General features: G+C 55.3%; 20 protein-coding genes, 1 other RNA gene and 6 pseudogenes. 22 read left to right on the top strand and 5 right to left on the bottom strand.

Annotated elements, in window-relative coordinates; genetic code table 11:
• Nucleotides 1-262 precede the first annotated feature (262 nt).
• The 4 genes and pseudogenes from JCM13996_RS06905 to JCM13996_RS10485 all read left to right on the top strand — a co-directional run.
• On the top strand, nt 263-1,033 hold the full coding sequence (locus tag JCM13996_RS06905) for a M20/M25/M40 family metallo-hydrolase (RefSeq protein ID WP_263848884.1): 771 nt from the start codon (nt 263-265) through the stop codon (nt 1,031-1,033).
• On the top strand, nt 919-1,377 hold the full coding sequence (locus tag JCM13996_RS12480; RefSeq protein WP_369395704.1) for a M20/M25/M40 family metallo-hydrolase: 459 nt from the start codon (nt 919-921) through the stop codon (nt 1,375-1,377). Before JCM13996_RS06905 ends, JCM13996_RS12480 begins: the two co-directional genes overlap by 115 nt.
• Nucleotides 1,378-1,799: 422 nt before the next feature.
• On the top strand, nt 1,800-3,029 hold the full coding sequence (locus tag JCM13996_RS10490) for a S9 family peptidase (RefSeq protein ID WP_156321902.1): 1,230 nt from the start codon (nt 1,800-1,802) through the stop codon (nt 3,027-3,029).
• Nucleotides 2,999-3,532: pseudogene (locus JCM13996_RS10485) on the top strand (alpha/beta hydrolase family protein); the annotation flags it as partial. The gene JCM13996_RS10490 and the pseudogene JCM13996_RS10485, both read left to right, overlap by 31 nt.
• A gap of 109 nt (nt 3,533-3,641) precedes the next feature.
• Here the strand turns inward: JCM13996_RS10485 and JCM13996_RS06895 are convergent.
• Nucleotides 3,642-4,482 (bottom strand): annotated as a pseudogene (locus tag JCM13996_RS06895) (aldo/keto reductase).
• A 171-nt stretch (nt 4,483-4,653) separates the two neighbouring features.
• On the opposite strand from JCM13996_RS06895, the gene JCM13996_RS06890 reads away from it, so the two are divergent.
• The 3 genes from JCM13996_RS06890 (at nt 4,654) to JCM13996_RS06880 (ending at nt 6,619) form a co-directional block, all read left to right on the top strand.
• Nucleotides 4,654-5,271: an alcohol dehydrogenase catalytic domain-containing protein gene (locus JCM13996_RS06890; RefSeq protein ID WP_054750573.1), complete on the top strand. Its 618-nt coding sequence runs from the start codon at nt 4,654-4,656 to the stop codon at nt 5,269-5,271.
• A complete protein-coding gene (locus tag JCM13996_RS06885; protein ID WP_054750572.1) occupies nt 5,252-5,632 on the top strand; it encodes a zinc-binding dehydrogenase in 381 nt (126 codons plus the stop codon). The genes JCM13996_RS06890 and JCM13996_RS06885 overlap by 20 nt, the downstream gene beginning before the upstream one ends.
• Nucleotides 5,633-5,842: 210 nt before the next feature.
• On the top strand, nt 5,843-6,619 hold the full coding sequence (locus tag JCM13996_RS06880) for a Cof-type HAD-IIB family hydrolase (RefSeq protein WP_054750571.1): 777 nt from the start codon (nt 5,843-5,845) through the stop codon (nt 6,617-6,619).
• Nucleotides 6,620-6,677: 58 nt separating this feature from the next.
• On the opposite strand, the pseudogene JCM13996_RS06875 reads toward JCM13996_RS06880, so the two are convergent.
• Nucleotides 6,678-7,777 (bottom strand): annotated as a pseudogene (locus JCM13996_RS06875) (glycosyltransferase).
• A 330-nt stretch (nt 7,778-8,107) separates the two neighbouring features.
• Here JCM13996_RS06875 and JCM13996_RS06870 point away from each other — a divergent pair.
• The 6 genes from JCM13996_RS06870 (at nt 8,108) to JCM13996_RS10915 (ending at nt 12,731) form a co-directional block, all read left to right on the top strand.
• Nucleotides 8,108-10,015 carry a heavy metal translocating P-type ATPase gene (locus JCM13996_RS06870; protein ID WP_054750670.1) on the top strand — a complete coding sequence of 636 codons (1,908 nt, stop codon included), beginning with the start codon at nt 8,108-8,110 and terminating at the stop codon, nt 10,013-10,015.
• 24 nt (nt 10,016-10,039) lie between these two features.
• Entirely contained in the window at nt 10,040-10,270 is a 231-nt protein-coding gene (locus JCM13996_RS10920) for a heavy-metal-associated domain-containing protein (protein WP_054750570.1), read from the top strand.
• On the top strand, nt 10,270-10,821 hold the full coding sequence (locus JCM13996_RS06860; protein WP_054750569.1) for a ferritin-like domain-containing protein: 552 nt from the start codon (nt 10,270-10,272) through the stop codon (nt 10,819-10,821). The genes JCM13996_RS10920 and JCM13996_RS06860 overlap by 1 nt, the downstream gene beginning before the upstream one ends.
• A gap of 31 nt (nt 10,822-10,852) precedes the next feature.
• Nucleotides 10,853-11,527, top strand: coding sequence for a Crp/Fnr family transcriptional regulator (locus JCM13996_RS06855; RefSeq protein ID WP_054750568.1), 675 nt, complete (start codon nt 10,853-10,855; stop codon nt 11,525-11,527).
• A gap of 136 nt (nt 11,528-11,663) precedes the next feature.
• The gene (locus tag JCM13996_RS06850) at nt 11,664-12,485 is read left to right on the top strand and encodes a Cof-type HAD-IIB family hydrolase (protein WP_054750567.1); all 822 of its coding nucleotides are present in this window, start codon (nt 11,664-11,666) and stop codon (nt 12,483-12,485) included.
• 75 nt (nt 12,486-12,560) lie between these two features.
• Entirely contained in the window at nt 12,561-12,731 is a 171-nt protein-coding gene (locus tag JCM13996_RS10915) for a hypothetical protein (RefSeq protein WP_156321900.1), read from the top strand.
• A 73-nt stretch (nt 12,732-12,804) separates the two neighbouring features.
• Here the strand turns inward: JCM13996_RS10915 and JCM13996_RS06845 are convergent, their stop codons facing one another.
• From JCM13996_RS06845 to JCM13996_RS06835, 3 genes and pseudogenes are all read right to left on the bottom strand, one after another.
• Entirely contained in the window at nt 12,805-13,635 is an 831-nt protein-coding gene (locus JCM13996_RS06845) for an energy-coupling factor transporter transmembrane component T family protein (RefSeq protein WP_054750566.1), read from the bottom strand.
• Nucleotides 13,635-15,340 (bottom strand): annotated as a pseudogene (locus JCM13996_RS06840) (ABC transporter ATP-binding protein). The gene JCM13996_RS06845 and the pseudogene JCM13996_RS06840 overlap by 1 nt, the downstream one beginning before the upstream one ends.
• Before the next feature lie 132 nt (nt 15,341-15,472).
• Nucleotides 15,473-16,033: an ECF-type riboflavin transporter substrate-binding protein gene (locus JCM13996_RS06835; protein ID WP_054750565.1), complete on the bottom strand. Its 561-nt coding sequence runs from the start codon at nt 16,031-16,033 to the stop codon at nt 15,473-15,475.
• 792 nt (nt 16,034-16,825) lie between these two features.
• Here JCM13996_RS06835 and JCM13996_RS06830 point away from each other — a divergent pair.
• From JCM13996_RS06830 to recR, 9 genes and pseudogenes are all read left to right on the top strand, one after another.
• On the top strand, nt 16,826-18,016 hold the full coding sequence (locus JCM13996_RS06830; RefSeq protein WP_054750564.1) for a quaternary amine ABC transporter ATP-binding protein: 1,191 nt from the start codon (nt 16,826-16,828) through the stop codon (nt 18,014-18,016).
• Between the two features lie 13 nt (nt 18,017-18,029).
• Nucleotides 18,030-18,884: pseudogene (locus JCM13996_RS06825) on the top strand (ABC transporter permease).
• 36 nt (nt 18,885-18,920) lie between these two features.
• Nucleotides 18,921-19,808 carry a glycine betaine ABC transporter substrate-binding protein gene (locus tag JCM13996_RS06820; protein ID WP_054750563.1) on the top strand — a complete coding sequence of 296 codons (888 nt, stop codon included), beginning with the start codon at nt 18,921-18,923 and terminating at the stop codon, nt 19,806-19,808.
• Between the two features lie 232 nt (nt 19,809-20,040).
• Nucleotides 20,041-20,649, top strand: a complete 609-nt coding sequence (locus tag JCM13996_RS06815; RefSeq protein ID WP_054750562.1) for a class I SAM-dependent methyltransferase — start codon at nt 20,041-20,043, stop codon at nt 20,647-20,649.
• Between the two features lie 11 nt (nt 20,650-20,660).
• Nucleotides 20,661-21,170, top strand: a complete 510-nt coding sequence (gene tadA / locus JCM13996_RS06810; RefSeq protein WP_054750561.1) for a tRNA adenosine(34) deaminase TadA — start codon at nt 20,661-20,663, stop codon at nt 21,168-21,170.
• Nucleotides 21,171-21,224: 54 nt separating this feature from the next.
• An RNA gene (gene ffs, locus JCM13996_RS10480) (signal recognition particle sRNA small type) lies at nt 21,225-21,311 on the top strand.
• A 133-nt stretch (nt 21,312-21,444) separates the two neighbouring features.
• Nucleotides 21,445-23,229 (top strand): DNA polymerase III subunit gamma/tau, encoded by a 1,785-nt coding sequence (dnaX, locus tag JCM13996_RS06805; protein WP_054750560.1) that lies wholly within the window; start codon nt 21,445-21,447, stop codon nt 23,227-23,229.
• A 376-nt stretch (nt 23,230-23,605) separates the two neighbouring features.
• A pseudogene (locus JCM13996_RS06800) lies at nt 23,606-23,904 on the top strand (YbaB/EbfC family nucleoid-associated protein).
• Between the two features lie 25 nt (nt 23,905-23,929).
• On the top strand, nt 23,930-24,529 hold the full coding sequence (gene recR / locus JCM13996_RS06795; RefSeq protein ID WP_054750559.1) for a recombination mediator RecR: 600 nt from the start codon (nt 23,930-23,932) through the stop codon (nt 24,527-24,529).
• Nucleotides 24,530-24,535 lie beyond the last annotated feature (6 nt).

The raw sequence follows: 24,535 nt of genomic DNA, 5'->3' as shown, positions 1-24,535 counted from the left end.
CAACAACAACGAATGATATTAAGGCAGGCACGCCCGCAGAACGGGCGGCTGTTGAACAATTTGCAATGGACTATTTCCCTGAGGTGGCGCCATACGTCAAGATCCCCAGCATTTCGGTGCAGGGCAAGGGCATTGACAAAACGGTGGCCTGGTTGACGCAAAAGTTCGCATCAATTGGTGCTCGCCGTGTGGAGCGTGGGACGATCAGGGTGGCAACCCCGTCGTCTTTGCCGAGTTTGGTGGTGCCAGTGACCGTACCATTATGTTTTACAACCACTACGACGTCCAGCCACCGGAACCCATTGAGGAATGGCGGACGGAACCGTTTGCACCAACCTTCCAGGATGACGGTACCATCCGGGCACGCGGAATCGCGGATGATAAGGGCGAACTGATGTCGCGTATTACCGCGATGCAATTCATGTATGATCATGGTGGTTACCCGTGTCACATTAAGTTTGTGGTTGAGGGCGAAGAAGAAATTGGTTCCATCCACTTCAATGATTACGTGCAGGCACACCAGGCGGACCTGGCGTGTGATGCCTGTGTGTGGGAAGGTGGCAGTATCAACGAGCAGGGTCACTTTACTATTACTGGTGGGGTGAAGGGCTGCGTGGCCTTCGACATGAGTGTGCAGACGGCGGATGTGGATATGCACTCCTCCATGGCTGCCTACGTAGACAACGCTGCTTGGCGCATGGTTGAGGCTTTGAACTCCATTCGCACCCCGGATGGCCACATCAAAGTCGATGGTTACTATGACCACATTGAACCCATTAGCCAGTCGGGGCGCGATGCAGTTGCCAAGATGGACTTTGACGCGGCGGGCATTCGCGAACGGACGGGAATGCGGACAGCATTCACGACGGATGACCCTAAAATGGCCAGCGTCACTACACCAACGATGACCATTAATGCATTGAGGCCGGGTATAACGGGCACGGCGTCAAAACCGTCATTCCCCGCTACGCCAAGGCCAAAATCGACTGCCGCATCGTGCCGGGCCAAGACGCGCATACCGTCTACCACATGATTCGGCAACAGTTGGACCGTAACGGCTTTAAGGACGTGGAAATGCACTTTAACTTGGCTGAAGAGGCCTTCCGGTCCGACATTGATTCGCCATTTTTCAAGGAAGCAGAGTGGGTTGCCAAAACGGTGTACGGTGACGATAACGTACGCGTGATTCCGAACAGTGCCGGTAGTGGCCCCGAAGCGCAAATGGATGCGGCCATTCATGCCCCCATCGTGTCGGTAGGTTGCGGCTACTTTGGCGCTGGTGCCCACGCCCCGAATGAAAGTCTGCGGGTGCATGATTATCAGTGGGGCACGTACTTCATGATGCAGTTGATGCGCGCGGTCGGTGCACAGCAGTAGCCATTCACGGTGGGTACAGCGGGGAATGACTGGTGCCAAGTTTTCGGGGGACACTTAGGGGGGCAGCAAAGTCATTTGCTGGCCCCTTATGTTGCACACACGCATTGTTGGTCCGTGCGCCCCAGAAATTCGCAATTAAATGGTAAAAGGATTAGAATGTGATTACAATAATATCAAAGATTGCACCTGAGGAGGGATTGTTTTGCGCGTACGCACAACGGATTTATACAACATCAAGACTTTGTCACGGCCCGTCCCGACCGCGGCGGGCGTGGTGTTTAACGAGAATTGGATCGATCAGGCCCATAATGATTATCGGCACCGCTTGTACTTCCAAAACCGGGCCACGGGGGCGCGGGTTAGTTTAGGTCACGATCAGCAACACGATACCGCGGCGGCCTTGGGGCCAGACGGGTCGACCATTGCTTTTTTTGAGCCACGATGCTGCGGGTCACGACCAGGTCTTTACGCAGGCCTTTACTGGCGGAGCGGCGACCCAGCGTACTTGGTTTGCAGACGGTGTCACGGGGTTCCAGTGGGATCCCACTGGTGATGGTTGGTTTGTGCAGGTGACGGAACAACATCCCCAGCACCCAACAACTCTGCCCCACGCCACGCGGGTCACGCGTCTGCACTACCAGGACAACGGGCCGTGGTTGCTAGATGAACGTCGCCGGTTCCTACTATATAAACAGGGCTGGGCGCAGGCAGCGACCCAGCAGTTGTACCAGGATGACACCACGTTTACCCTGGCGGCGGTGAGTGCGCAAGGACAATTAGCCCTAGACCGTACCGTTGCCACTGACCGGCCGCAGCGGGTGGCAAGTGTGCTGTTGCTGTTGACGCCCGGGCAGGATCAGCCGGTGCGTCTCGATACCGGTATGGAGTTCGGGACGTTTAGCGCGGTGGCCTTCAGTCCGGACGGGCACCAGTTGCTGTTTGCGGGTAATCCCAACGAGGATACGGGGTGGCTGTCACAGACCCTGTTTGTCGCGGATTGCCAAAGTGGCGCGGTGCGGCGTGTCTTTGATGATGAAGATGTGGAAATCGGGGCCGAGTTAGCCGCTGATACGCAACAGAACCTTAGTGGGCGTGTGGCTGCGTGGAATGATAACCAGCAAATTACCTACGCGTCGTCCCGGCACGGCTGTGTGGGGTTACGTACCATCGACAACGATGGCCACACGCAAGTCGTTGTTGACGGGCGTTTACACGTGACCGACTTTGCGCTGACTGCCGATGGTCAGGGCGTGTATTACACGCAAAGTACCATCACGACCCCGAGCCAGTTGTACTACTGCGCAGTGGGTGCGTCCGAGCCCGAATTAGTGTACGATCCCAACACTACGTGGTCGCAGGAGCATACGACGGTGGCGCCCGACGATTTCAGCTTTGACCGTGAGGGCCGGCATCTGCAGGGCTGGTATTACCGGCCAGTTGGGGTACCAGCAGGAACCGCCCACCCAGCAATCTTGTACGTGCATGGTGGCCCCTTCGCGGCGTACGGTGAGACGTTCTACCACGAGCTACAGGTGTTGGCTAATGCTGGTTACGGTGTCATTACGTTGAACCGCGGGGCGGGGCGACGTACGGCAACGACTTTGCACACGACGTCTTTGCCGATTATGGTGATAATGATTTTGCTGACCTGATGCAGGCGGTGGATGTGGCTGAACAACTGGATCCCGATATTGACGACACCCACGTTTACGCCACGGGTGGTTCATACGGGGGCTTTATGTCCAACTGGATCGAAACGCACACGGACCGTTTCCGGGCCGTGGCTACCTGCCGTTCCATCTCCAACTGGGTCAGCATGTTTGGGACCAGTGACATTGGTTGGGACTTCCTCCCCACCAACCTGGACGACCGGTGGGAAAGTGGCCTGGAAAACGCCGCCGCATGGTGGGACCGCAGCCCACTCAAGTACGTTGACCAGGCCCAGTCACCGATTCTGATTTTGCACGGTGAGGAAGATCGCCGTTGCCCAATTGAGCAGGGTGAGCAGTTCTACAACGCCTTGAAGTTGCAAGGGGTGGAGACGGAGTTTGTCCGCTTCCCTGGGAGTAACCACGAACTTTCCCGGTCGGGCCTGCCAAACCTACGTATTGAGCGTATGGAAGCCATTATGGAATGGTTTCAACGCCACGCCTAAACGGTCGTGAGCCAATAAAACAGCGTTACCCGTACCTGCCACCTGCATGGCTGGGTGGGGTAGCGCTGCTTTGATTTACTGGTTAGCTTGGATCAGGTAATGGCGCAGCTTAATCAGCCAAGCGGTCCAATTGTGTCTGATCATCACCACTCAGGGTGATGTTAGCGGCCGCAATGTTCTGGACGGCATGGTCTGGGTTCGAGGTGCCCGGAATCGGCAGGATAACGTCGGAACGCTGCAATAACCAAGCCAACGCAATTTGTGCGGGGCTGGCATTGTACTTGGCAGCAATGGTGGACAGCGTGTCGCCCGCGGTCAACTTACCCGTTGCGAGTGGGAACCACGGGATGAACGCAATGTGCTCTTGGGTGGCATAATTTAGCACGTCCTCATCAGCCCGGTCAATCAGGTTGTACCGATTTTGTACGGATACGATTGGAGCTACCTTACGGGCGGCTTTGATTTGGTCGACTGAGACTTGGCTCAACCCAATGTGCTTGATCTTGCCTTCCTTTTGCATGTCGGCCAGAACACCAACCTGTTCCTCGATGCTGTAGCGGCTATCAATGCGGTGCAACTGCATCAGGTCAATGTGGTCCAAGCCCAACGTGAACAAGTTCAGTTCAACTTGCTGGCGTAGGTAAGCGGGGTCGCCCAACTCCGTCCACTTGTTTGGGCCCTGGCGGGTAAAGCCCACCTTGGTTGCTACCATGACCTTGGCGTTGGGCCGCTGGCGCAACGCGTCGCGGACGTACAGGTTGGAATATAGCGGGCCGTAAGCATCGGCGGTATCGATAAAGTTGACGCCGTGATCGATGGCGGTCGTGATGACCTCGCTGGCACGCTTCGGGTCGGTAGCGGGCCCAGACACCTTTGCCGGGTAGCTGCATGGTACCGTAGCCCAAGCGGTTAACGACTAGGTCGTCATCAAAACGGAACTGTTTTTGCATGAACAATACTTCCTTTCCGTAGTACGTGTCATCACCAAAGTAACGATGAGTAACTCACGTACTTCCATCTTACAACCATAAGTGGACTTGTGGTCAATCAACTTACAAAAAAAATAGTTTACGTCATAATCTGGTGTATGATGAAAGCAAAGCGATTAAGGAGGACAAAAGATGCACGCAGTAATTGCACGAAACCAACAGTTGGTTGATGAAACGCTCACAGATCCGACGCCATTGCCCCATGATGTGGTGGTGGCCGTCGACGCCGTGGCCATCAATCCCCACGACGTGAAGGCTTTAGCCCGGGTAACTGGCGATGATCAACAAGTGTTTGGTTACGACGCGGTCGGCCGCGTGGTGGCCATGGGTGACCAAGCGCAAAAGTATCAGGTTGGTGACCGCATCATGTACGCGGGTTCGGCTGTCCGCCCGGGGGCATGGGCGGAGCAGGAAGCCGTTGACGAACGCCTGACAGCACTGGTCCCTGATGCATTAACGGACTGGGCGCCACTGGCGGGGATGCCGCTGACGTCTTTGACCGCCTGGGAGATCCTCTTCGATAAGGTGGGGTTTATCCCGGCGGCGGATGCCAATCTTGGCCGTAGCGTGCTGGTGCTTAATGGTGCTGGTGGCGTTGGCAGTATTTTGAGCCAGTTAGCCACTGGGCGGGCATCAAGGTCTACGCCACTGCCAGCCCACGGCATTATGATTGGTTGCGCCAAAACGGCGTGGACGTTACGTTGGATTATCATGAGGACCTGGAAGCCAGATGGCCGGCACGACCGTTGATGCCACCATCAACTTAATGGGTGTGGATCAGTACCTGACGGAATCGGTCCACTTGACCCGGCCGTTCGGTCACATCGTCAACGTTGGTGGTAATGATGACCACTTTCCTATCCGCCGACTACAAAGTCGCGCCCAATCACTAGACTGGGAATTGATGTTTACCAAGAGCAAGTACGGCTACGAGCTGGACTCTCAAGGTGAGATTCTCAGCCACGTATTGCAACTACTGGTCGACGGGACGATCCACCACACCACGACGACGATCATTCGGGGCGGAATCGACGCCGCACACCTGAACCAGGCGCGCACGCAACTTGAGACGGGCCACCAAGCGGGCAAAATTGTCATTACGCGCGCATAACCAATTCTGATGAGCACCGCCACCCGCATGATGGCGGTGCTTTGTTGTCCCTTAGTGTGTGTCATGATTATGAAAGTATGGCGTTGGAAAGTGGGGTATTGGGACGTGCACAACGTCCAACCTTTGCCCAACATGGTGTACACTGGTGATATTGAATTATGAGGACGGTGGATGAGTTTTGGGGACGATTAGACACGTTTTTTTTGTGATATGGACGGCACGCTGCTGAATAGTGCTGGCGTTGTTAGTGCCACGAATGCCGCGATGATCAAGCACAGCGGGGTGCCACTCACCCTGGTATCAGCACGTGCACCCATGGAGATGGCCGCCGCCATCCACATGCTAAATTTGCACGCCCCACAAATCGGTTTTAACGGGGGCTTGATTTACCAACCGGGTGCCCATGGCTGGAACGTGATTAGTCAGCGGACCATCGAGTTTTTGGCGGCCACGACGCTGTTGCGGGCGGTGGCCACGGATTTTCCCAATGTCAGCCTCAGTTTTTATGACCTGAACCGATGGTATGCCGACCGTGTGACGCCTGGTTTGCGCTATGAAGCTAAACTGACCGGCCAAACCCCGACGTTGGCTGATTGGCGGACCGTCCTGACCAGTCCCACGGAACCGGTCTTTAAGGTGATGATGATCACCTTTGATCGTGACGAAATGGCGCGTCTACAACAATTTGTCCGGAGCCTGCAACTACCTCACGTGGCGATTGCGCAGTCGGGGACGGCGTACCTAGAGGTGACCCATATTGAAGCACAAAAGTCGCGCGGCATCAACTACATCATGACGCGTGAACACCTCCAGCCGGCTGATACCGCGGCATTTGGTGATGGTCATAACGACCTACCCATGCTGAAGATGGTGGGCACGCCGGTGGTGATGGCAAACGCCCTGCCTGAGATCAAAGCGGTGGGCCAAGTGATCACCAAGTCCAACGATGAGGATGGTGTGGGTTACGGCCTGCAGCAACTCTTGTAAAAAGCGTCACAATAAAGAAGGTGTACCGATATTCATTATCGGTACACCTTCTTTGACGTTATGGCTCTGGGACGGGCAGACGTTCAATAATCGGCCGCCAATCAGCCACAATTTTGTCGATGTTAAAGTCTTGTGCGCGCTTCAAGGACTGTTCCGCGTAGTACTTACGTAATTCACGGTTGGCAATCATGCGGTTGAGGTGGTGCATAAAGTCGTCGGGATCGCCGGGGCGCGTGATGATGCCGAACTCGTCGTTACCGATAAACTCACGGCTGCCGGTGTTTTCCATGGCCACAATGGGTAACCCGAAGGCCATTGCCTCACCAATCACGAGGGGCATCCCCTCCCAACGCGAGGTGGAAGCAAAGATGGCTGCGTCTTCGTAGTGCTGTGTGAGCTCCGCGTCCTTGAGTGGGCCGCGGAAATGGACGCGGTCGTGTAAGTGCCAGAAATCCATCAGTTGGTTAAAGACGGCCATGTTTTCGTCGTCGCCGCTACCAGCAATGTTGATATGCCAGCCGGGGTAGAGGTTGCGCGTGGCTTCGAGCAGCAAGTCAATGCCCTTGTGCTCGATGGCGATGCGCCCGGTGAAGGCTACCGATTGCGTGTCCAGGTTTGCGCGTCCGGTGGCCTGGATGGTAATGGGGTTGTAGATTTTGACCGTGTGCTGGTTGTACGCGCTGTACGAGTGGAAGTCGGATTCCGTGAGCGTCACCAGGGTGTCCACGGCGCGTAGACCAGCGCGGAACTCCTTGCGCATGTAACCGTAATAGTCGTTGACGTAGGTGTCGTAATTATTGTGCATCCAGCCAATTAAGCCCACGGCGGGCAGTTTGGCGCGAATCAGGGGGGCAAAACTGGTCAGGAGTCCGGCCGGGAGGATGACCATGTCGATTTTAAGTCGTTCAATGGTCGCCAGCATATCACCAATCTGGTCGGCGAATACTTCGTAGGGTTGGCTACCGAAGAAGTTAGCCGGTGTGGATCAGTTGGTGGATCCGCGATGATCAGGGGGGCGTCAAGTTCAAAGTAGCGGGGGGCGTCGGCCAACGAGTAATAATACATATCGTAATGGTCGGTGAGCGCGTTGGCCAGCACAGTCGAGGCTCGTTTGACGCCGTCCATCACCACATTTTCCAAAGCCATCATTACTTTCATTGCGGTCACCCCCGTTTGATTAGCGTTTACGTATCTAACAATTGTTAATGCCTTATATCAATTATACGCGTATTGGTTACCTAATAGCAATATTCTGACGAATAGTAACCGGTTACGGGTGGCGTACCAACAAGAATAGTTCTTGGCGAAGGCTAAACCAGAACGGTACATGACAGGATGTCATATTCTAATCTTGTAAGTGTATTCACGTCCGATAATATGACAACTAGCATTAGTGATTGAACTTGACCCGCATCAAGGTCGTTGGGGTGGCCTCCGAGTTAGCCTATAGTCATGCAGCAGCAATTAAGTTAATGGAGGCGATTGATGATGCGGTGGCAACAATATTTGAACCAACATCCTGGTCAGGCAAGTTTGGTGTTGGCAGGGTTGATCCTTGTGAGCTGGTTGGTAGGGTGGCTACGACTACCCGCCGTGGCGTTAGGGGTGATGTACCTGGCTGGCGTTCTGGGCACTATACCGATTGCGTTACGGGCATGGAGCGCGTTGCGCATGCGGACGGTCAGTATTGAATTGCTGGTGACCATTGCGTGTGTAGGGGCGTTGGCCATTGGCGAGCCGAATGAGGCTGCCATTGTGACCTTCCTGTTTCTTTTTGGTAACGTGCTGGAAGCCCGCACGTTAGCCAAAACCCGGTCGGCAGTGCGCGCCCTGACGGACATGGCTCCGCAACAGGCCGCTGTAGTTGACGCGGCGGGACACGTGGCCGCCATGGATATTGACGATATTGAACCTGGTATGCACGTGCGGGTTCGGCCTGGCGATCAGGTCCCCGTGGACGGGACGGTGGTGGAGGGCACGGCCCGACTGGTAGAAGCCGTCATTACGGGTGAAGCTGCACCGGTGGCTAAAACTACTGGTGACCAGGTCTATGCCGGTGCCACCGTCGATAGCGGCGCGCTGACCATTAACACGACGGCAGCCGGAGAGGACAGCACCTTTGGCCAAATCGTGGCCCTGGTGGAAGATGCCCAGGATGCACAGGCTCCGGTTGCGCGGTTCATTGACCGCTTTGCCCGGTACTACACGCCCGCCGTGATGGTGATTGCGTTACTTGTCGGCCTGGTTACATTGGACGTGCGGTTGGCCATTACCATGCTGGTGCTTGGTTGCCCCGGCGCGCTGGTGATCGGTGCGCCGGTGGCGAATGTGGCCGGTATCGGCCGCGCGGCGAGTCAGGGAATTTTGTTCAAAGGCGGCGCCACGACCGACGCGCTCGCCGGTGTGGATACGATCATGCTCGACAAGACCGGCACGATTACTACTGGGAAAATGACGTTGAGCCACCTGCACGACTTTGTGGGGCATGCGGACGCGGACCTGGCGTTGCTGGCGGCCATTGAGGCTGATTCCCAGCACCCGCTGGCGCAGGCCATCATGCGGGCAGCCCGGGAGCAGCACTTACCGCTACCAAGTGCGCCGGCCATGACGACCGTGAAGGGCCGTGGCCTGGTGAGTGCTGATGGGCGGTATTTAGTCGGTAACTTACGGTTGATGCAGTCGCACCAGGTGCCCATTACTGGGGACGCTCAAGCTGGAATGAATGACATTCAGCGGCACGGTGATTCGGTGGTATTGCTGGCAGTGGCGGGGCAGTTACGGTTGGCGGTCGGCATTAACGATGTGGTGCGACCAGACGCGGCGGCGGGCTTAACGGCGTTGAAGCAACGGGGCATTCAGCATGTGGTCATGCTGACGGGCGATAACCACGCGTCTGCACAACACATTGCGGCCGGGTTACCGATCGACTCAGTGCAAGCAGAGCTGCTGCCGGCGGACAAACTGACCGTGGTCCGGCAAGCACAAGCGGCAGGGCACAAAGTTGCCTTCGTGGGTGATGGCATTAACGACGCCCCCGCACTCGCTACGGCGGATGTTGGTATCGGCATGGGTGGCGGTACTGCGGTAGCGCTCGATACGGCCGATGTTGTATTGGTCCGGCCCACCTTTGCCACACTGACCCAGGCCGTGCACCTCGCGCGAGCGACGCGGTCGGTCACGCGCCAAAACATTGTGATCGCGGTGGGCACGGTGGCGTTATTGTTGCTGGGCCTGGTACTCGGTGTCGTACAAATGGCCAGTGGCATGCTGGTGCACGAAGCGTCCATTCTGGTGGTCATCGCTAACGCCCTGCGCTTGTTGCACCACCAGCGCGGGCCAAAAACAACGCAACTTGATCAGCATCAAGTTAATGTGGCGGTAACCAAGGTAAATTAAGGGTAGTGAAAGGACTGATCAATGATGACAATGGCAATTTTGAAGTTAGACGGACTGACTTGCCCGTCCTGTATGCAGAAAATCGAGCACGCCGTGGCGGGTGTTGACGGGGTGCAGGCCGTCAAGGTGCTATTTAACGCGGCCAAGCTAAAGGCCAAGTTCGACCCGCACGTCACGAGTGCGGACGCCTTGAGCACGGTGGTCTCTAAGTTGGGTTATACGGTTGTGGGTAGCAAAGTAAAGGAGTTGGCGTAATGGCAACGGCAGAAGCGTTGTATCAAGTTGAACAGGAGCGAGCTGAGCATGACCATCACGTCCCCACGGCTGGGGCAATGATCAACCACATTCTGAGTAACCACGTGATTCTCACTAATAAGTTGCGTCAGGCGACGTGGTTTATTCGCGGGGTCGCAGCTCCGCAACTGGCTACCGCGTTACGGACGACCAATCAGGAAAATAGTACTTGGATCGACCGGGTTGCGGACGCCTTACTGGATGAGGGCGAAATTCCCGCTAATTTGATGTCCGAATACGCATCCTGGACGATGCTCAAGGAAGACGGGGCCCAGAAGTATCGTGATACAGACACCATCATCAACGGGTTAGTGCACGATTGGGATACCGATAACCTGTTCGTTACGCGCGCAATTGCTTTGGCCAATCAGGAAGAGCGGCCAGCATTGGCAGCGACAATGACGGCGTTGTACGGCTGGAACCGGCACCAGATCCGACTGTACCAGGCCGTGCTGGGGCACGCCGCCCGGACTGGTCTGGATGATGAGGATGATGACGATGACGCGTTTTAGGCGCGTATAATGTTGGTGGGAGGTGAGTGGCATGGACATCCAGGCATCCATCGAGTGTGTACAATTGGTGCCAATTTTTCGGCAGCTCGATGAAACGGCCGTGCGGGCCATCGCAGCGTTGGTCCGTGACCATACGTACCAGGCCCGGGAGCAACTGTTTACCGCGGGCACCGATGCCGACACGTTAGTGATCATTGCGCGGGGACAGGTCAAAGTCACACAGTCAACCGCCAGCGGCCGTGAACAACTGCTACGATTACTGCAGCTGGGCGACTTTGATGGTGAAGCCGTCCTATTTACGCCGACAGAGCGGACCACCACGGCCACGGCGTTGACGGCGGTACAGGCGTGCACCATTAGTCGCCAGGACTTTCAGCACCTGCTGCAGGCCACGCCACCGTTGGCGCTAAACGTGCTCAATGCCCTGGGTCAGCGGGTGGTCAGGCTGGAAGCCCAAGCCACGGCGGCCAACACCACTAGCGTCGCAGCTCGGCTAGCCAATTACCTGGTGGAAACCAGTGCGGGAATGGGACACCAGGCGTTTGACTTACCACTACCCAAAAAGGACCTGGCCGCCTATTTGGGGACCACGCCCGAAACGGTCAGTCGCAAGTTGGCCGAGTTTAGTACGCGCGGGTGGATCACCCAAACCGGCCGGCGCCACATCGCTATCAACAACAGTGACGCGTTGCTGACGGTAGAATAATTTTTACAGGTAGCATTGACTTAGAGGTCCACAACTCCCAACGAGTTGTGGACCTCTTGGCGTTTAGTCCTGGCAATTACGGCATCAAGAAAGGGCTTGCAAGTTGAGCGGTAATCGGGCATGCTGGAGGTAAATAATGTGCGTCGGGATGAACGCACACCGGAAGGGACCAGTTAGTATGCAGACACCGCGTGGTTTGGTTTTCTTTGACCTAGACAAAACGCTTCTCAACCCGCAACACCACGTTGACCCGGCTGTTCGCCAAGCCTTGGATGAACTACGGGCGCGCGGGTACCAACCCGTGATCGCCACGGGACGCCCGGCGGCGGGAATCCGGGACGTGATGGTGGCCAGTGGTATTGACAGTTTGGTGGCGCTGAACGGCCAGTATGTGGAGCTAGCGGGGACGGTGGTCTATGCCCAGACGATGCCGACCACCGTGGTGAACCAGCTGACCGCGATGGCGGCCCAACGGCACGTAATGCTGGGCTACTACAATGCTGATGGTGAGTGGCTATCGGGGATGAGTCCGGCCGTTGTGGCTGGTTACGCCGCCATTGCCAAACCAACGCCGCCGGTGCGCCCAAGGGATTACCAGACGCAGCCTGTGTACATGATGATGGCCTTCACCGAAAACCGGACGGATGATCAGGTGCTGGGTGCGGCCTTTCCCGGCTTAAGTTTCTTCCGCAATTTTGATTACGATATCGACATCATTCCCCGCAACGCCAGCAAGGTTCGCGGGATTCAGGCGGTGCAAGCTGCGGTTAGTCAGTCAGTGCCCACGTTTGCGTTTGGGGACGGGTTGAACGACCGGGAGATGATTGCGTACGTCGATCACGGAGTGGCCATGGGCAACGCGCTACCAGCAGTGAAGGCCGCGGCTACTTACGTCACCACAAATTTTGATCATGGCGGTGTTATTAATGGTCTCCAACACCTCGGCCTCATTGACTAGCTGTTTTACAAGAAAGCGCTTGCAAAATCAACCGATGCCTGTTATTATTCGGGTGTAAGAAGGGGCGGTGGTTTTATGGAATCCCGTAACCATGACACGTCGCTATTAATAGGTATTGGGTTAGGCCAAGTTCTCGGGGTACTGTTTGGTGGACTAACACACAACGTTCCGGTTGGCTTTGCTGTGGGTTCGTTTATCGGTATCATTTTGGGTGCTGCCGGCGTATTCCCGCTACGTAATTGGTAGTCACCGCATCATAAAAAAAGCACAATGGCACCAAACGGATTGTCCGCGTGGTGCCATTGTGCTTTTTGTTGTGTTAGCGGAACGGGTTCCAGAACCGGCCATCATTGACCTTAAAGAGCGCGATGCCGAGGATAATAATCAGGACGGTTGCGAGCAGCGTTAGCCAGTCACTGGCGTGAAAGTCACGGCCCATGTACCACGTGCGCTTACGGTAACGCCCAAAGCGGCGTAGCTCCATGGCGCGACTGACCGTATCGATGCGGTCTAGGCTGGCAAAGACCAGCGGGATCAAGATCTTACCCGCGCCCTGCAGCCGTTGCCAGAGGTTGGCTTTGCGGGACAGTTCGTACCCGCGGGCTTGTTGCGCTAAGCTAATTTGGTGGTACTCACTTTGCACGTCCGGAATGTACCGGAGTGCTAGGGCCACCGAGTAACTGACCTTGTAGGACAAGCCGACTTTGTTCAAACTTGAGGCGAACTCGCTCGGGTTGGTGGTCATCAGAAAAATCAAGGCTAGCGGCACCGTGACGATGTACTTAAGGGTCAAATTCAGTTCGTAGAATAACTGTTCTTGGGTCAGCGTGAAGTAACCCGTGCTACCGAGGATCAGGTGGCGCGTACCGTACAGGTGGACACCATACTCCGGGCTGAATACGTAGACCGCCAGCAGGTTCAGAATGGAAAAGAACAGGATGAACTTAGTCACCAGGCGAATTTGTCGCCAAGTGATGTGTGCCTGTTTGAACAGGATCAACGACATGATGGTGATGGCCGCTAGGAAACGGGCGTCGTAGGAAATCATCGCAATGATGGACAGGCCCAGAAATGCAAGCAGCTTGGTGGCGCCGCTGAGGTGGTGTAGCCAGGTGTCCTGGTCGTCAAAGCCAAATAATTGGAAGCTCATTAGCGGCGCACACTCCTTTCCGTATCAATGACGTGCTGAGTAAAAGCATCGGGGTCGATGCCAGTACGTTCTGCCAGTTGGTAAAGGCTGGTAGGGGCTAAAGCAGCGGCACTGACACTTCGGGGTTGGCGAGCACCGTGGACGGGCGGGCATCGAGCATGACACCCTGGTCACCCAGCACTACCGTGCGGTTAGCATACTCGAGCATGAGGTGCATATCGTGGGTAATGAACATCATGGTGATACCCTGCTGGTTTAGTTGTTCCAAAAACGTCATCATGTCTGTGTAGTGGCGCCAGTCCTGACCGGCAGTTGGTTCATCGAGAATCAGCAGTTCGGGTTGGAGCACCAGGATACTGGCAATGGTCACCCGTTTGCGCTGGCCAAAACTCAATGCGTTGATGGGCCAGTTGCGGAACGGATACAGGCCACAAATCTTGAGGGTGTCATCCACGCGCTTGGTGATGGTGTCGTCGTCTAGTCCGCGGAGGCGTAAACCGAGGCCGACTTCGTCCCGAATCATCACTTGGCTGATCATCTGGTTGGGGTCCTGCATGATGTAGCCGATCTTGTCGGCCCGTTCCTTCACGGATAGGGTAGCGAGGTCAACTTTCTGGTCGCCATCGTGGTAAGTGAGGTGGCCCGCTGCGGGGTTCAGGAAACCGGTAATAATTTGACTCAGTGTCGACTTACCCACCCCGTTGCGACCAACAAGGGCCAACATATCACCGCGGTTGATAGTCAAGTTCAGGCCGTCAAAGATTGGCGTGTGCCGGTTGTAACCAAAGTGGAGGTCGGTAACGTCTAGTAGTGGTGTCCGCGCGACTGTGGGTGGTGTGGCTGCGGCGCCGTCCTGCCAGTGCTGCAAAGTGGGTGCCAGAGCTTGAGTATCGAGGGCAGTGATGTCCTCAATGTGGTCGACCTGGTTCAGGTCGCACCCAGCGTAGCGCAGGGCTTCGACGTACAGCGGTTCCCGCAAGCCAATTTGCTGCAGCCGGTTACTACGCAGAAGCTCGGCGGGGGTGAGGTCGCCAATAATACGTCCGTCCGCCATCAGGATCACCCGGTCCACGGGCCGCGTCAGTACGTCCTCGATTTGGTGCTCAATGATGATGACGGTATTGTGTAATTGTTGGTGCAACTTGTCGATTAAGGCAATCGACTTGCGCCCACTTGCGGGATCCAGTGCAGCTAAGGGTTCATCAAATAGGAGGATGTCGCCGTCATCGATCAATACGCCCGCCATCGCGTCACGCTGCTTTTGGCCCCCCGATAGTTCCTGGGGGGATTGGTGCAACTGCGCGGCGATGCCCAAACGCGTCGCCCATTCCTCCACCCGTTGGTGCATCTCCGGTCGGGCGACGCGGTCATTTTCGAGCCCAAAGGCGATGTCTTCCGCAGTGGTGAGGCCGATAAACTGGCTGTCCGGATCCTGCAACACGGTACCGACCAGCAAGGATAAGTCGAACAGGCTGGCGTCTTGGGTGTCCTGATCGCCGATGCGGACGGTCCCGGTCACATGTCCCTTGATGGAGTGGGGGATGGAACCGTTGATCAGGTTGCCGAGCGTAGACTTACCCGAACCGGACGGGCCCGCAATCAGCACCTTTTCACCGGCGTGAATGGTGAGGTTGATGTCGTGGAGCGTCGGCTCAGCCTGACTTTCGTACTGAAAATTAACGTGGTCGAATGTAATTGCTGGCATGTTGTCTCCCAAATGAAAGCAAAGTAGTGTGGCATATCGATAGAAAGGCTATTACCAGACCTACGCGGTGGGTCTAGTAATAGCCCGTTGGTGCACCGCCATAGCGGATGGCGGCTCAGTTGAGGTTTGTGTCTACTCGCGCTTGAGCGACCCACGCTTGGTGCGTGAGGCGGCGTAAATGACGAGTAGGATGGTGCCGATAACGCCGGTGGAGATGGCGTTACTAATTCCGGATACAATACCCTGTAAGTATACCTTATTTGCGGGTTCGGAGTAGACCAGGATGTCCAGGGTTGGCGCGAGGAGCACCCAAGCAACCAAGTTAGTGATCACTTGCAGCACGTTGAAGCTGACGATCTTTTTGACACCAAAGTTACCCCCCTCGACGTCAAACCGTTTCCAGAAGAGCCCGATGACGCCACCAAAGATCCCGGTAGTAAAGACCCACGTCCACCATGGGGTGCCGTAAGTGAGGTCGTTGAGCATGTGGCCCAAAAACCCGATAATGAAGCCGGCAATCGGTCCAAACAGGCTGGCAAAGAAGGCCAGGAAACCGTAGGACGTGTCAATGTTAGTGTTCGGGACCCCAGTAGGAACGGAGCCAAACCGCTTTAATAGAAACACGATGGCGGCGCCGATCCCAATGGCGACGACGGTGCGAATGCTCAGACCACGATGTGATTGTTTCTGCATAACGTTTATCCTCCTCAGGTTTGTACATAAAACGGACAACTAAACTAGGCACAACAATTATTGCGGGTCGCGGGGCACAGTTGAATACCTGGTCAATCAAAAAGGCCGTCCTACCATGAACTGAATCATGATAGGGCGGCCAAAGTCGTGGTACCACCTACCTTGTTCCGCCACAGCGGAACCACTTACACTTAAGGCGTGTGTCACCGACCGTAATTGACGAGGATTCATTCTGGTGGGCCAACAGGCATCACTTGCAGCAAACATGACGCTCTCTGACACTGCTGGGGGACCACCGTACTATTTCCTGAACGCGGCTGTTAATATGATGAGAATTCTAACAGTAATATGAGTAAAAGTCAAAGCGGCGTTTGACCCAATCAACAGTTTAGCGGGTAGCGTGCGGCGGTCACTATCCTCAATAATGGTAATTGGTCTACTTGTAATCAGTGGCGGTCGGCTGGATGTGACATGTTTAGTCCGTTGGTCATGATGGGGGTGTCTTGGGTCTGGTGATGGGGAAACTTTGACCGAAATTTTGTTGTTCAATTGTCGATTTTGCCCGAGAACTGGTTTGCCACGAGCATTAATTATGAGAGCGACTCTCATGATGCTTGCACCGCATCAACCGGCATGGTTTGGCGTTTTCATAGCTGTTTGCAAAGCGTGAACCATTTGACAAACACTGATTTTACCCCCAGTATTAATTATGGTTGCCGCATTACATTGCTTATTTTTAACGTAATGCGGTTTTGTTGCATAGTGCAAAAGTAAGTTTAAGGGAGGCTACGTATGGAAAAGGTCAAGGTTGAACACCTCACCAAGATTTTTGGTGGCCACAACAAACAGGTACGGTCTATGATCGAGGCCGGCAAGAGTAAGGCAGAAATTTTAAAGGCCACAGGGTCGACTGTCGGGGTGAGTGACATTAGCTTCGACGTCCAGTCTGGGGAAATCTTTGTCATTATGGGGTTGTCTGGGTCGGGTAAATCGACGCTGATCCGGATGATCAACCGACTGATTGAACCCACTGCTGGTAAGATCGCCATCGACGGTGAGGACCTCACGCAGCTTGATAAGAAGCAGTTACGGGAAGTGCGGCGGCACAAGATGAGCATGGTGTTCCAACAGTTCGCCCTCTTCCCGCAACGTACCATATTAGATAATGCCGCTTACGGTCTGGAGATCCAGGGTGTGGGCAAGGAAGAACGGTACGCCAAGGCCAACAAGGCCCTGGATCGCGTGGGTTTAAACGGGTACGCCGATCAGTATCCGGACCAACTTTCCGGGGGGATGCAACAGCGGGTCGGTTTGGCCCGCGCGTTGGCGAATGACGCGGATATCCTACTGATGGACGAAGCCTTTTCGGCGCTGGATCCCTTGAACCGGAAGGATATGCAGGATGAGTTACTGGAATTACAGGCTGACCTGCATAAAACCATTATCTTTATCAGTCACGACTTAAATGAAGCGTTACGAATCGGTAACCGCATCATGATCATGCGTGATGGTCGGTTGGTTCAGATCGGGACGCCGGAAGAAATTTTGACGGCGCCGGCTAATGATTACGTGGAACGGTTCATCGAGGATGTTGACCGGACCAAGGTCATCACGGTTGGCAGCGTCATGATTCGGCCGTACACCGTGAATGTGGACACGGATGGTCCGCGTTTAGCGCTGCGGCGGATGCGGGATAACGAAGTGTCGACGCTGTTCGTGATCAACAACCGCCGCGAACTGGTGGGCTTTATTGAAGCGCGTGATACCGTTAAGTTGATTGAAGATGACCACGACCGGTCCGTCCGGAGTATCAAGTCCATCGTTAACCCCGACGTGAAGACGACTACCGTCGACACGCCAATCAACAGCATCATTGACGAAATTTCGTCGATCTCCGCACCTTTGGGGGTACTGGATGATCAGCAGCGGTTGATTGGTGTGGTTATTCGTGGTGCAGTGTTAGCTGCTATCGCGGGCGACTAGTGGGGGTGACAAAATGATGAATGTATTTGGTGCAAGTATTCCCCAGTTGCCGTTGGCTAACTGTCGATAGCTTGGTGAACTGGTTGACCCAGTTCACCGGGTTCTTCAACGTAATTATTAACTTTGTTTCTGGAATCAACGGTGCCTTTCAGTGGGTGTTTGATTTACTGCCACAATGGCTATTTATCGTGTTGGTGATGGCATGGACTTGGTTCTTGAGTCGCAAAGCCCCACGGTACTGGCTATTGGTGCTGGAACTGGTCGGACTGGCCTGATTTGGAACTTGGATTACTGGCAGGACATGACCCGGACGCTGTCTTTGGTGTTGACGTCGAGTGTCATTGCGTTGGTGATTGGGATTCCCCTGGGGATCCTGATGGCCAAAAGTAACGTGGCCCAGACGATCATCCAGCCCATTTTGGACTTCATGCAGACGATGCCCGCCTTTGTTTACCTGATCCCAGCCGTCGCGTTTTTCGGTATTGGGACCGTGCCCGGGGTCATTTCTTCCCTGATTTTTGCCATGCCCCCGGTAGTGCGCATGACCAACCTGGGAATTCGGCAGGTGCCGAGCGATTTAATCGAGGCGGCTGATTCCTACGGCTCAACGAGCTGGCAAAAGTTGGTCAAAGTCCAGCTGCCGTTGGCGCGGAAGACCATCATGTCCGGGGTTAACCAGACGCTGATGTTGGCCCTATCAATGGTAGTGACCGCTTCAATGATCGGGGCCATGGGTCTGGGGACCGACGTCTACTTTGCCGTTGGTCGTAACGAGGCCGGGTCCGGGTTCACCGCCGGGTTGGCGGTCGTGATTATCGCGATTATTTTGGACCGGATCACGCAACTTGTGAACAAGCCGGAGCATTAGCGAGGAGGGACCAATTGTGCATTTGAAACAACGTCAATGGTGGTGGCTACTGGTCGCCGCGTGGTGCTCTTGGTACCGACTTTAGCGGGGTGCAGTACCGACTTGGCGCAGTACCAAGCCAACAAGGCGGTCGGTCCGCAGGTGGATTACACCATCACTGGCATTGATGCTGGTGCCGGTGAAATGGCCACCGCGCAAAAGGCCATCAAGAAGTACCACCTGAGTAAATGGCAACTACAAACCAGTTCGTCCTCGGCGATGACCAGTACGCTGGGGAAAGCCATTAAGAACCGGCAGGCGATTATTGTCACTGGTTGGCAACCCCACTGGATGTTCACCAAGTACAAGCTGAAGTTCTTGCGTGATCCCAAGGGTGTTTTTGGTAAGGCGGAAAATATCCACACGGTGGTGCGCAAAGGGTTGAAACAGGACAAACCGGAAGCTTACACGGTGCTCAACCGTTTCCACTGGACGAAGGCCGAAATGTCCAAGGTGATGTTAGCCGTGAACAAGGGGGCTGACCCCAAGCGGTCGGCCGACAAGTGGATCAAGCAACATCCGCAGCAGGTCCGCCAGTGGACTGCCGGGGTCAAGCATGTGCACGGGCAGTCGCTTAAAATGACGTACGTGGCCTGGGACTCCGAGGTGGCGTCAACTAACGTCGTGGCGGAAGTGCTCCGGAGCATTGGCTACAAGGTCACGATTCAGTCGATGGAAATGCAACCGATGTGGGCGTCAATTGCGACCAAAGCGGCGGACGCGCAGGTCTGCGCCTGGTTGCCGAATACTAGCGGTGTGTACTACCGTAAGTATCGCGGCCAGTTCGTTGACTTGGGGGTCAACCTCCGGGGTGCGAAGGTTGGCTTGGCGGTACCAACGTACATGACAAAGGTCAATTCGATTACAGATTTGAATAAAAAGTAGTCTGCGGTGATCTACTTGGCTGCAGGTTAAAGTATGGGCCCGCGGCAATTCCAAATCAGGAATTGTCACGGGCCCTTTTTGACGTCTTTGTCCAAAGCACGCTAACTTCTTCCCCAATAGATGATGCTAATTGGTGGAGAAAGCGAGGGTGAACGCTCCGTAACCAGCGTTGGTCTGTTATAATCCCTTTAGATGGCCGCCCAAACGCGGGGCGGTATAAAGGAGTACGCACATGGAACATTACTACACCAATAATCCCGATGTGGCCCATGATGAGGTCACGTTTAACTTTCCGCTGGCGGGTCATGACGTGCGCCTGACCACCGACAGTGGGGTGTTTTCACGCCACACGGTCGATTATGGTAGCCGGGTATTGATCGCAACAGTCGCACAGCGGACCACGGTGCCAAGTGGTGACGTGGCGGATATCGGCTGCGGTTATGGGCCCATCGGTATTGCCCTAGCTTTGGCGTGGCCAGACCGCCACGTATGGATGAGTGACGTCAACGAGCGGGCGCTGGGCTTAGCCACGCGTAACGCGGCGACTAACGGGGTGGCGGATCGGACCACAATCGTGGAGTCCAGCGCGTTTGATAACGTGCCACCGACTGATTTAGGGGTGGTGGTCACCAACCCGCCGGTGCGCGCAGGCAAAGACGTGGTGAACGCTATTTTGACGGGGGCCTTCAGCCACCTGCGCCGTGGCGGGGAGCTGTTTGTGGTGCTACAGAAGAAGCAGGGTGCACCCAGCGCCAAGAGGCTGTTGCAGGCCACCTTTGGCAATTGTGACGTGCTCCGTAAGGACAAAGGTTACTACATTTTACACAGCATCAAGGGCTAGGAGGACGCGGCATGACAGCCACACGTGAAGAAATTGAAGGATTCATGAAGGTCGCACTGGGGGAAGCCGCTAAAGCCGAGGCCATCGGTGAGGTACCGATTGGTGCGGTCGTGGTGTACAACGGCCAGGTGATTGGTCGCGGGCACAACATGCGTGAACACACGCAGGATGGAACCCACCACGCAGAAATGATGGCGATTCGTGAGGCGTGCATGGTGCGGCATTCATGGCGGCTAGAAGATTGTGACCTGTACGTCACCCTCGAGCCGTGTCCGATGTGCGCGGGTGCGATGATCAACAGCCGGGTACGGATTTGCTATTGGGGTGCGCCAGATCCTAAAGCCGGGGCGGCCGGTACGCTGGTCAACCTGTTGACCGATAGTCGGTTTAACCACCAGGTCGGTTCAGTTGGCGGTATCTTCCAGGCGGAGTCGAGTGCGATGCTCACGCGCTTTTTCCGGGGTATCCGGGCCAAGCAAAAAGCCGCCAAGGTCGATACGGACGCGCACCCGGCGGTTTAAAATCCGGGTCTGGCCAAACGTAACTGGACTGTGTATAATAAACAGTGCCGAAAGGCCTGAAGGCAATGGCGGCTTTCCGAATCGTGTCAGGTCCGGAAGGAAGCAGCACTAAGGTTGGTTCACCATGTGCCTTTTGTTATTATGATATTGAGTGGGGTCGGACATCGTTCCGGCCCTTTTTGCATACACTGACCATTCAGCAAGTACCGGTAAAACGCTCGCCATCTATGGTAGAATTAACCTTAGTTTATTAGTACAGAAAGGATGACCACACGTGAGTTATCAAGCATTATACCGGGTATGGCGGCCCCAGACCTTTACCCAAGTGGTCGGCCAGGAGGCAATCACCCAGACACTCAAAAACGCGGTTGCCACTGGGCAGACCAGTCACGCCTACCTGTTTACGGGCCCGCGGGGTACCGGTAAGACTAGTGTGGCCAAAATTTTGGCGAAGGCCCTGAACTGTTTGCACGTCGAGGACGGCGAGCCGGATAACACTTGTGCCATCTGCACGGCTATCAACCAAGGAAGCCAACCAGACGTGATTGAAATCGATGCTGCCAGCAATAATGGTGTGGATGAGATCCGCGACATTCGGGATAAGGCCAAGTATGCGCCCGCCGAGGCCCGGGTCAAAGTGTACATCATCGATGAAGTGCACATGTTGTCCACCGGTGCGTTTAACGCGTTATTGAAGACGTTGGAGGAACCACCGGCCCACGTGGTGTTCATTTTGGCTACCACGGAGCCCAACAAGATTCCGGCAACCATCATCTCGCGCACGCAGCGGTTCGATTTTCGGCGGATCACCATGCACGATATCGAGCACCACTTGGGCGATATTTTGGATGATAAGCAAATCACTTACGATCCCGAAGCGCTGGCCGTGATTGCACGGGCCGCTGAAGGTGGTATGCGTGACGCCCTGTCGATTCTGGACCAGGTCCTCAATTTTAGTGAGAACCACGTTAGTCTCGAAGCGGCGCAGGACGTGACCGGTGCCGTGACGGAGCAGGAGTTAGGTCAATACCTTGCTGATGTGCGCCAGGGCAACGTGGCTGCCGGGTTAACGGTGGTGCGTGACGTACTGGCGGCCGGTAAAGATCCGGCACGGCTGATTGACGACCTGATTGCGTATGCGCGCGACCTGCTGGTTTACCAGTCAGCCCCAGAGCTGGTAGATTCCGGGGAGTTAGCGCTGGCGGGTGATGAGTTTAAGCAGTTGGCTAAATCACTCGATGCGCAGTGGCTGTTTCACGTAGTTAACACGTTGAACCGGACCCAGCAGCAGTTGCGGCTGACCAATCAGCCGGAGTTATATTTGCAGGTGGCCACAGTGCAGTTGACACAACCGGCCACGCCGGACACGGATGCGGACGCGGTGCCAACGAAGCAGCCGGCGGCAACGGCTACCACTGCAGCGGAAGTGGATGAACTGCGGTCAACGGTGGCGGAGCTGAGTAAGACGGTCAAGCAGTTGTCCGCCCATGGTGGCACCAAAGCCGCGCCACGGCGGGCGGCGGCGCAACCGAACCGCAGCCGGAAGCATGGCGAAGTCAACACGCACGCCATTTACCCGATTTTGGGGAAGGCCACCAAGGATGACTTGGCGGCGCTGCGGAGCGTTTGGCCCGATGTGCTGAACAAGTTAACGGACCGGCGGAAGGCCATGATGAACATCAGTGAGCCGGTAGCGGCTAGTCCTGACGGCGTGATTATCAGCTTTGATTACGACATTATGGTTGAGCGGGTACAGAATGATGCGGTACTCCTCAAAGAAGTTGAGGATTCGTTAAAGCAGTTCCTGCACCATGACGAGCAGGTCGTGTTGATTGAAAAGGCGCAGTGGCCGGTGGTGCGGCAACGGTTCATCAAGGAAGTTGGCTTCAAGAAGCGGCAGGCGAGTGCAGCAGCGACGTCAGCTGGGGCGGAGTCGTCGGCGGCACCAGCGGATGAGGAAGCAGCCAAGGTGGACGCTCAAGCGAGCGCTGAGGATAAGGCCGTCGAGACGTTGACGGATATTTTTGGGAGTGATAATGTCACGGTGAAGGGGGATTAGAGAGCGGAGCGGGCCGCTTAGAAAGCGGTAGCGTATGGCACTTAACCATGAAGGCCGGTTTTTGGCTTGATGGTTAAGTGCCATACGCGATAGCTTTCTGGCCCGCGTAGCTCGTTTCAACCATTTTCTAGTGGGCGTGATGCCTGAAAGGCCCGGGTTTGGCCTTTTGACTTGGTCACCTTACGCGGCAGCTTTCTGTGGGGCGGAGCTCGTTTCAATACTTCTTTTTGGCAGGCGTGTCTAATCAGCTTGGCTTTGGCCACACTGAATCCGTATCACATTCCCCGAAAAGGCGTTCAGTACCAACATCGTTATCAACAATAATGAAAATAATAAGGAGTTTATCGTAATGGCAAATATGGGTCGTATGGGCAACATGGGCAACATGCAGGGCATGATGAAGCAGATGCAGAAGTTGCAGAAGGAAATGACCAGCACGCAGGATGAAATCAACAAGACCACCTTTACGGGCAAGAGCGCCCAGGACTTGGTACAAGCTGACTTTACCGGTGACCGGAAGATGACGGGTTTGAACATTAACCCCGAGGCCATTGACCCCGATGATCCGGACATGTTGTCGGACCTGGTGCTGGAAGCAGTCAACAACGCGTTGGCCCAAATTGAGCAGACCACCCAGGCCAAGATGGTAAGTACACGCAGGGACTGCCGTTTTAGTTGTTGGCTAAGTTAGGGAGAGAATATGCAATATCCAGATCCAATTGCGAAGCTAATCGATAGCTACATGAAGTTGCCGGGCGTGGGCGAAAAAACTGCGACGCGCCTGGCTTTTTATACCATTGATATGGACAAAGAGGACGTACACACCTTTGCCGATGCGTTAGTTAACGCTAAGGAGCAGTTACACTACTGTTCGGTTTGTGGCAACATCACCGACGTGGACCCCTGTGCGATTTGCACGGATAAGTCGCGTGACCGGGGCACCATTTTAGTGGTGGAGCAAGTCAAGGACGTCATGAGTATTGACCGAATGAATGAATATCACGGTCTGTACCACGTCCTGCACGGGGTGTTGTCACCGATTGAAGGGTTAGGTCCCGATGATATTAACATCACCAGCCTGATCCGGCGGTTACAAAACAACGATGAGGTGCACGAGGTGATCGTTGCTACGAACGCGACACCTGAGGGGGAGGCCACCGCCTCCTACCTAGCACGCCTGATCAAACCAGCGGGCATCAAGGTGACCCGGCTGGCTCACGGGCTGGCCGTTGGTAGTGATATCGAGTATGCCGATCAAATGACGTTGATGAAGGCCGTCGAGGGCCGGACGGAATTATAGGGGTAG

It is taken from the genome of Lacticaseibacillus thailandensis DSM 22698 = JCM 13996 (assembly GCF_001312865.1).
GTDB lineage: Bacteria > Bacillota > Bacilli > Lactobacillales > Lactobacillaceae > Lacticaseibacillus > Lacticaseibacillus thailandensis.
The sequence above is the reverse complement of the archived record's forward strand: the minus strand, read 5'-3'. Positions and strand labels throughout refer to the sequence as shown.

Bases quoted from the DNA above. Each gene is read 5' to 3' on its own strand.
- JCM13996_RS06905 (WP_263848884.1), top strand. From the start codon at position 263: ATGTTTTACAACCACTACGACGTCCAGCCACCGGAACCCATTGAGGAA.
- JCM13996_RS06890 (WP_054750573.1), top strand. From the start codon at position 4,654: ATGCACGCAGTAATTGCACGAAACCAACAGTTGGTTGATGAAACGCTC.
- JCM13996_RS06885 (WP_054750572.1), top strand. From the start codon at position 5,252: ATGGCCGGCACGACCGTTGATGCCACCATCAACTTAATGGGTGTGGAT.
- JCM13996_RS06880 (WP_054750571.1), top strand. From the start codon at position 5,843: ATGGACGGCACGCTGCTGAATAGTGCTGGCGTTGTTAGTGCCACGAAT.
- JCM13996_RS06870 (WP_054750670.1), top strand. From the start codon at position 8,108: ATGCGGTGGCAACAATATTTGAACCAACATCCTGGTCAGGCAAGTTTG.
- JCM13996_RS10920 (WP_054750570.1), top strand. From the start codon at position 10,040: ATGACAATGGCAATTTTGAAGTTAGACGGACTGACTTGCCCGTCCTGT.
- JCM13996_RS06860 (WP_054750569.1), top strand. From the start codon at position 10,270: ATGGCAACGGCAGAAGCGTTGTATCAAGTTGAACAGGAGCGAGCTGAG.
- JCM13996_RS06855 (WP_054750568.1), top strand. From the start codon at position 10,853: ATGGACATCCAGGCATCCATCGAGTGTGTACAATTGGTGCCAATTTTT.
- JCM13996_RS06850 (WP_054750567.1), top strand. From the start codon at position 11,664: ATGTGCGTCGGGATGAACGCACACCGGAAGGGACCAGTTAGTATGCAG.
- JCM13996_RS10915 (WP_156321900.1), top strand. From the start codon at position 12,561: ATGGAATCCCGTAACCATGACACGTCGCTATTAATAGGTATTGGGTTA.
- JCM13996_RS06845 (WP_054750566.1), bottom strand. From the start codon at position 13,635: ATGAGCTTCCAATTATTTGGCTTTGACGACCAGGACACCTGGCTACAC.
- JCM13996_RS06835 (WP_054750565.1), bottom strand. From the start codon at position 16,033: ATGCAGAAACAATCACATCGTGGTCTGAGCATTCGCACCGTCGTCGCC.
- JCM13996_RS06830 (WP_054750564.1), top strand. From the start codon at position 16,826: ATGGAAAAGGTCAAGGTTGAACACCTCACCAAGATTTTTGGTGGCCAC.
- JCM13996_RS06820 (WP_054750563.1), top strand. From the start codon at position 18,921: ATGGTGGTGGCTACTGGTCGCCGCGTGGTGCTCTTGGTACCGACTTTA.
- JCM13996_RS06815 (WP_054750562.1), top strand. From the start codon at position 20,041: ATGGAACATTACTACACCAATAATCCCGATGTGGCCCATGATGAGGTC.
- tadA (WP_054750561.1), top strand. From the start codon at position 20,661: ATGACAGCCACACGTGAAGAAATTGAAGGATTCATGAAGGTCGCACTG.
- recR (WP_054750559.1), top strand. From the start codon at position 23,930: ATGCAATATCCAGATCCAATTGCGAAGCTAATCGATAGCTACATGAAG.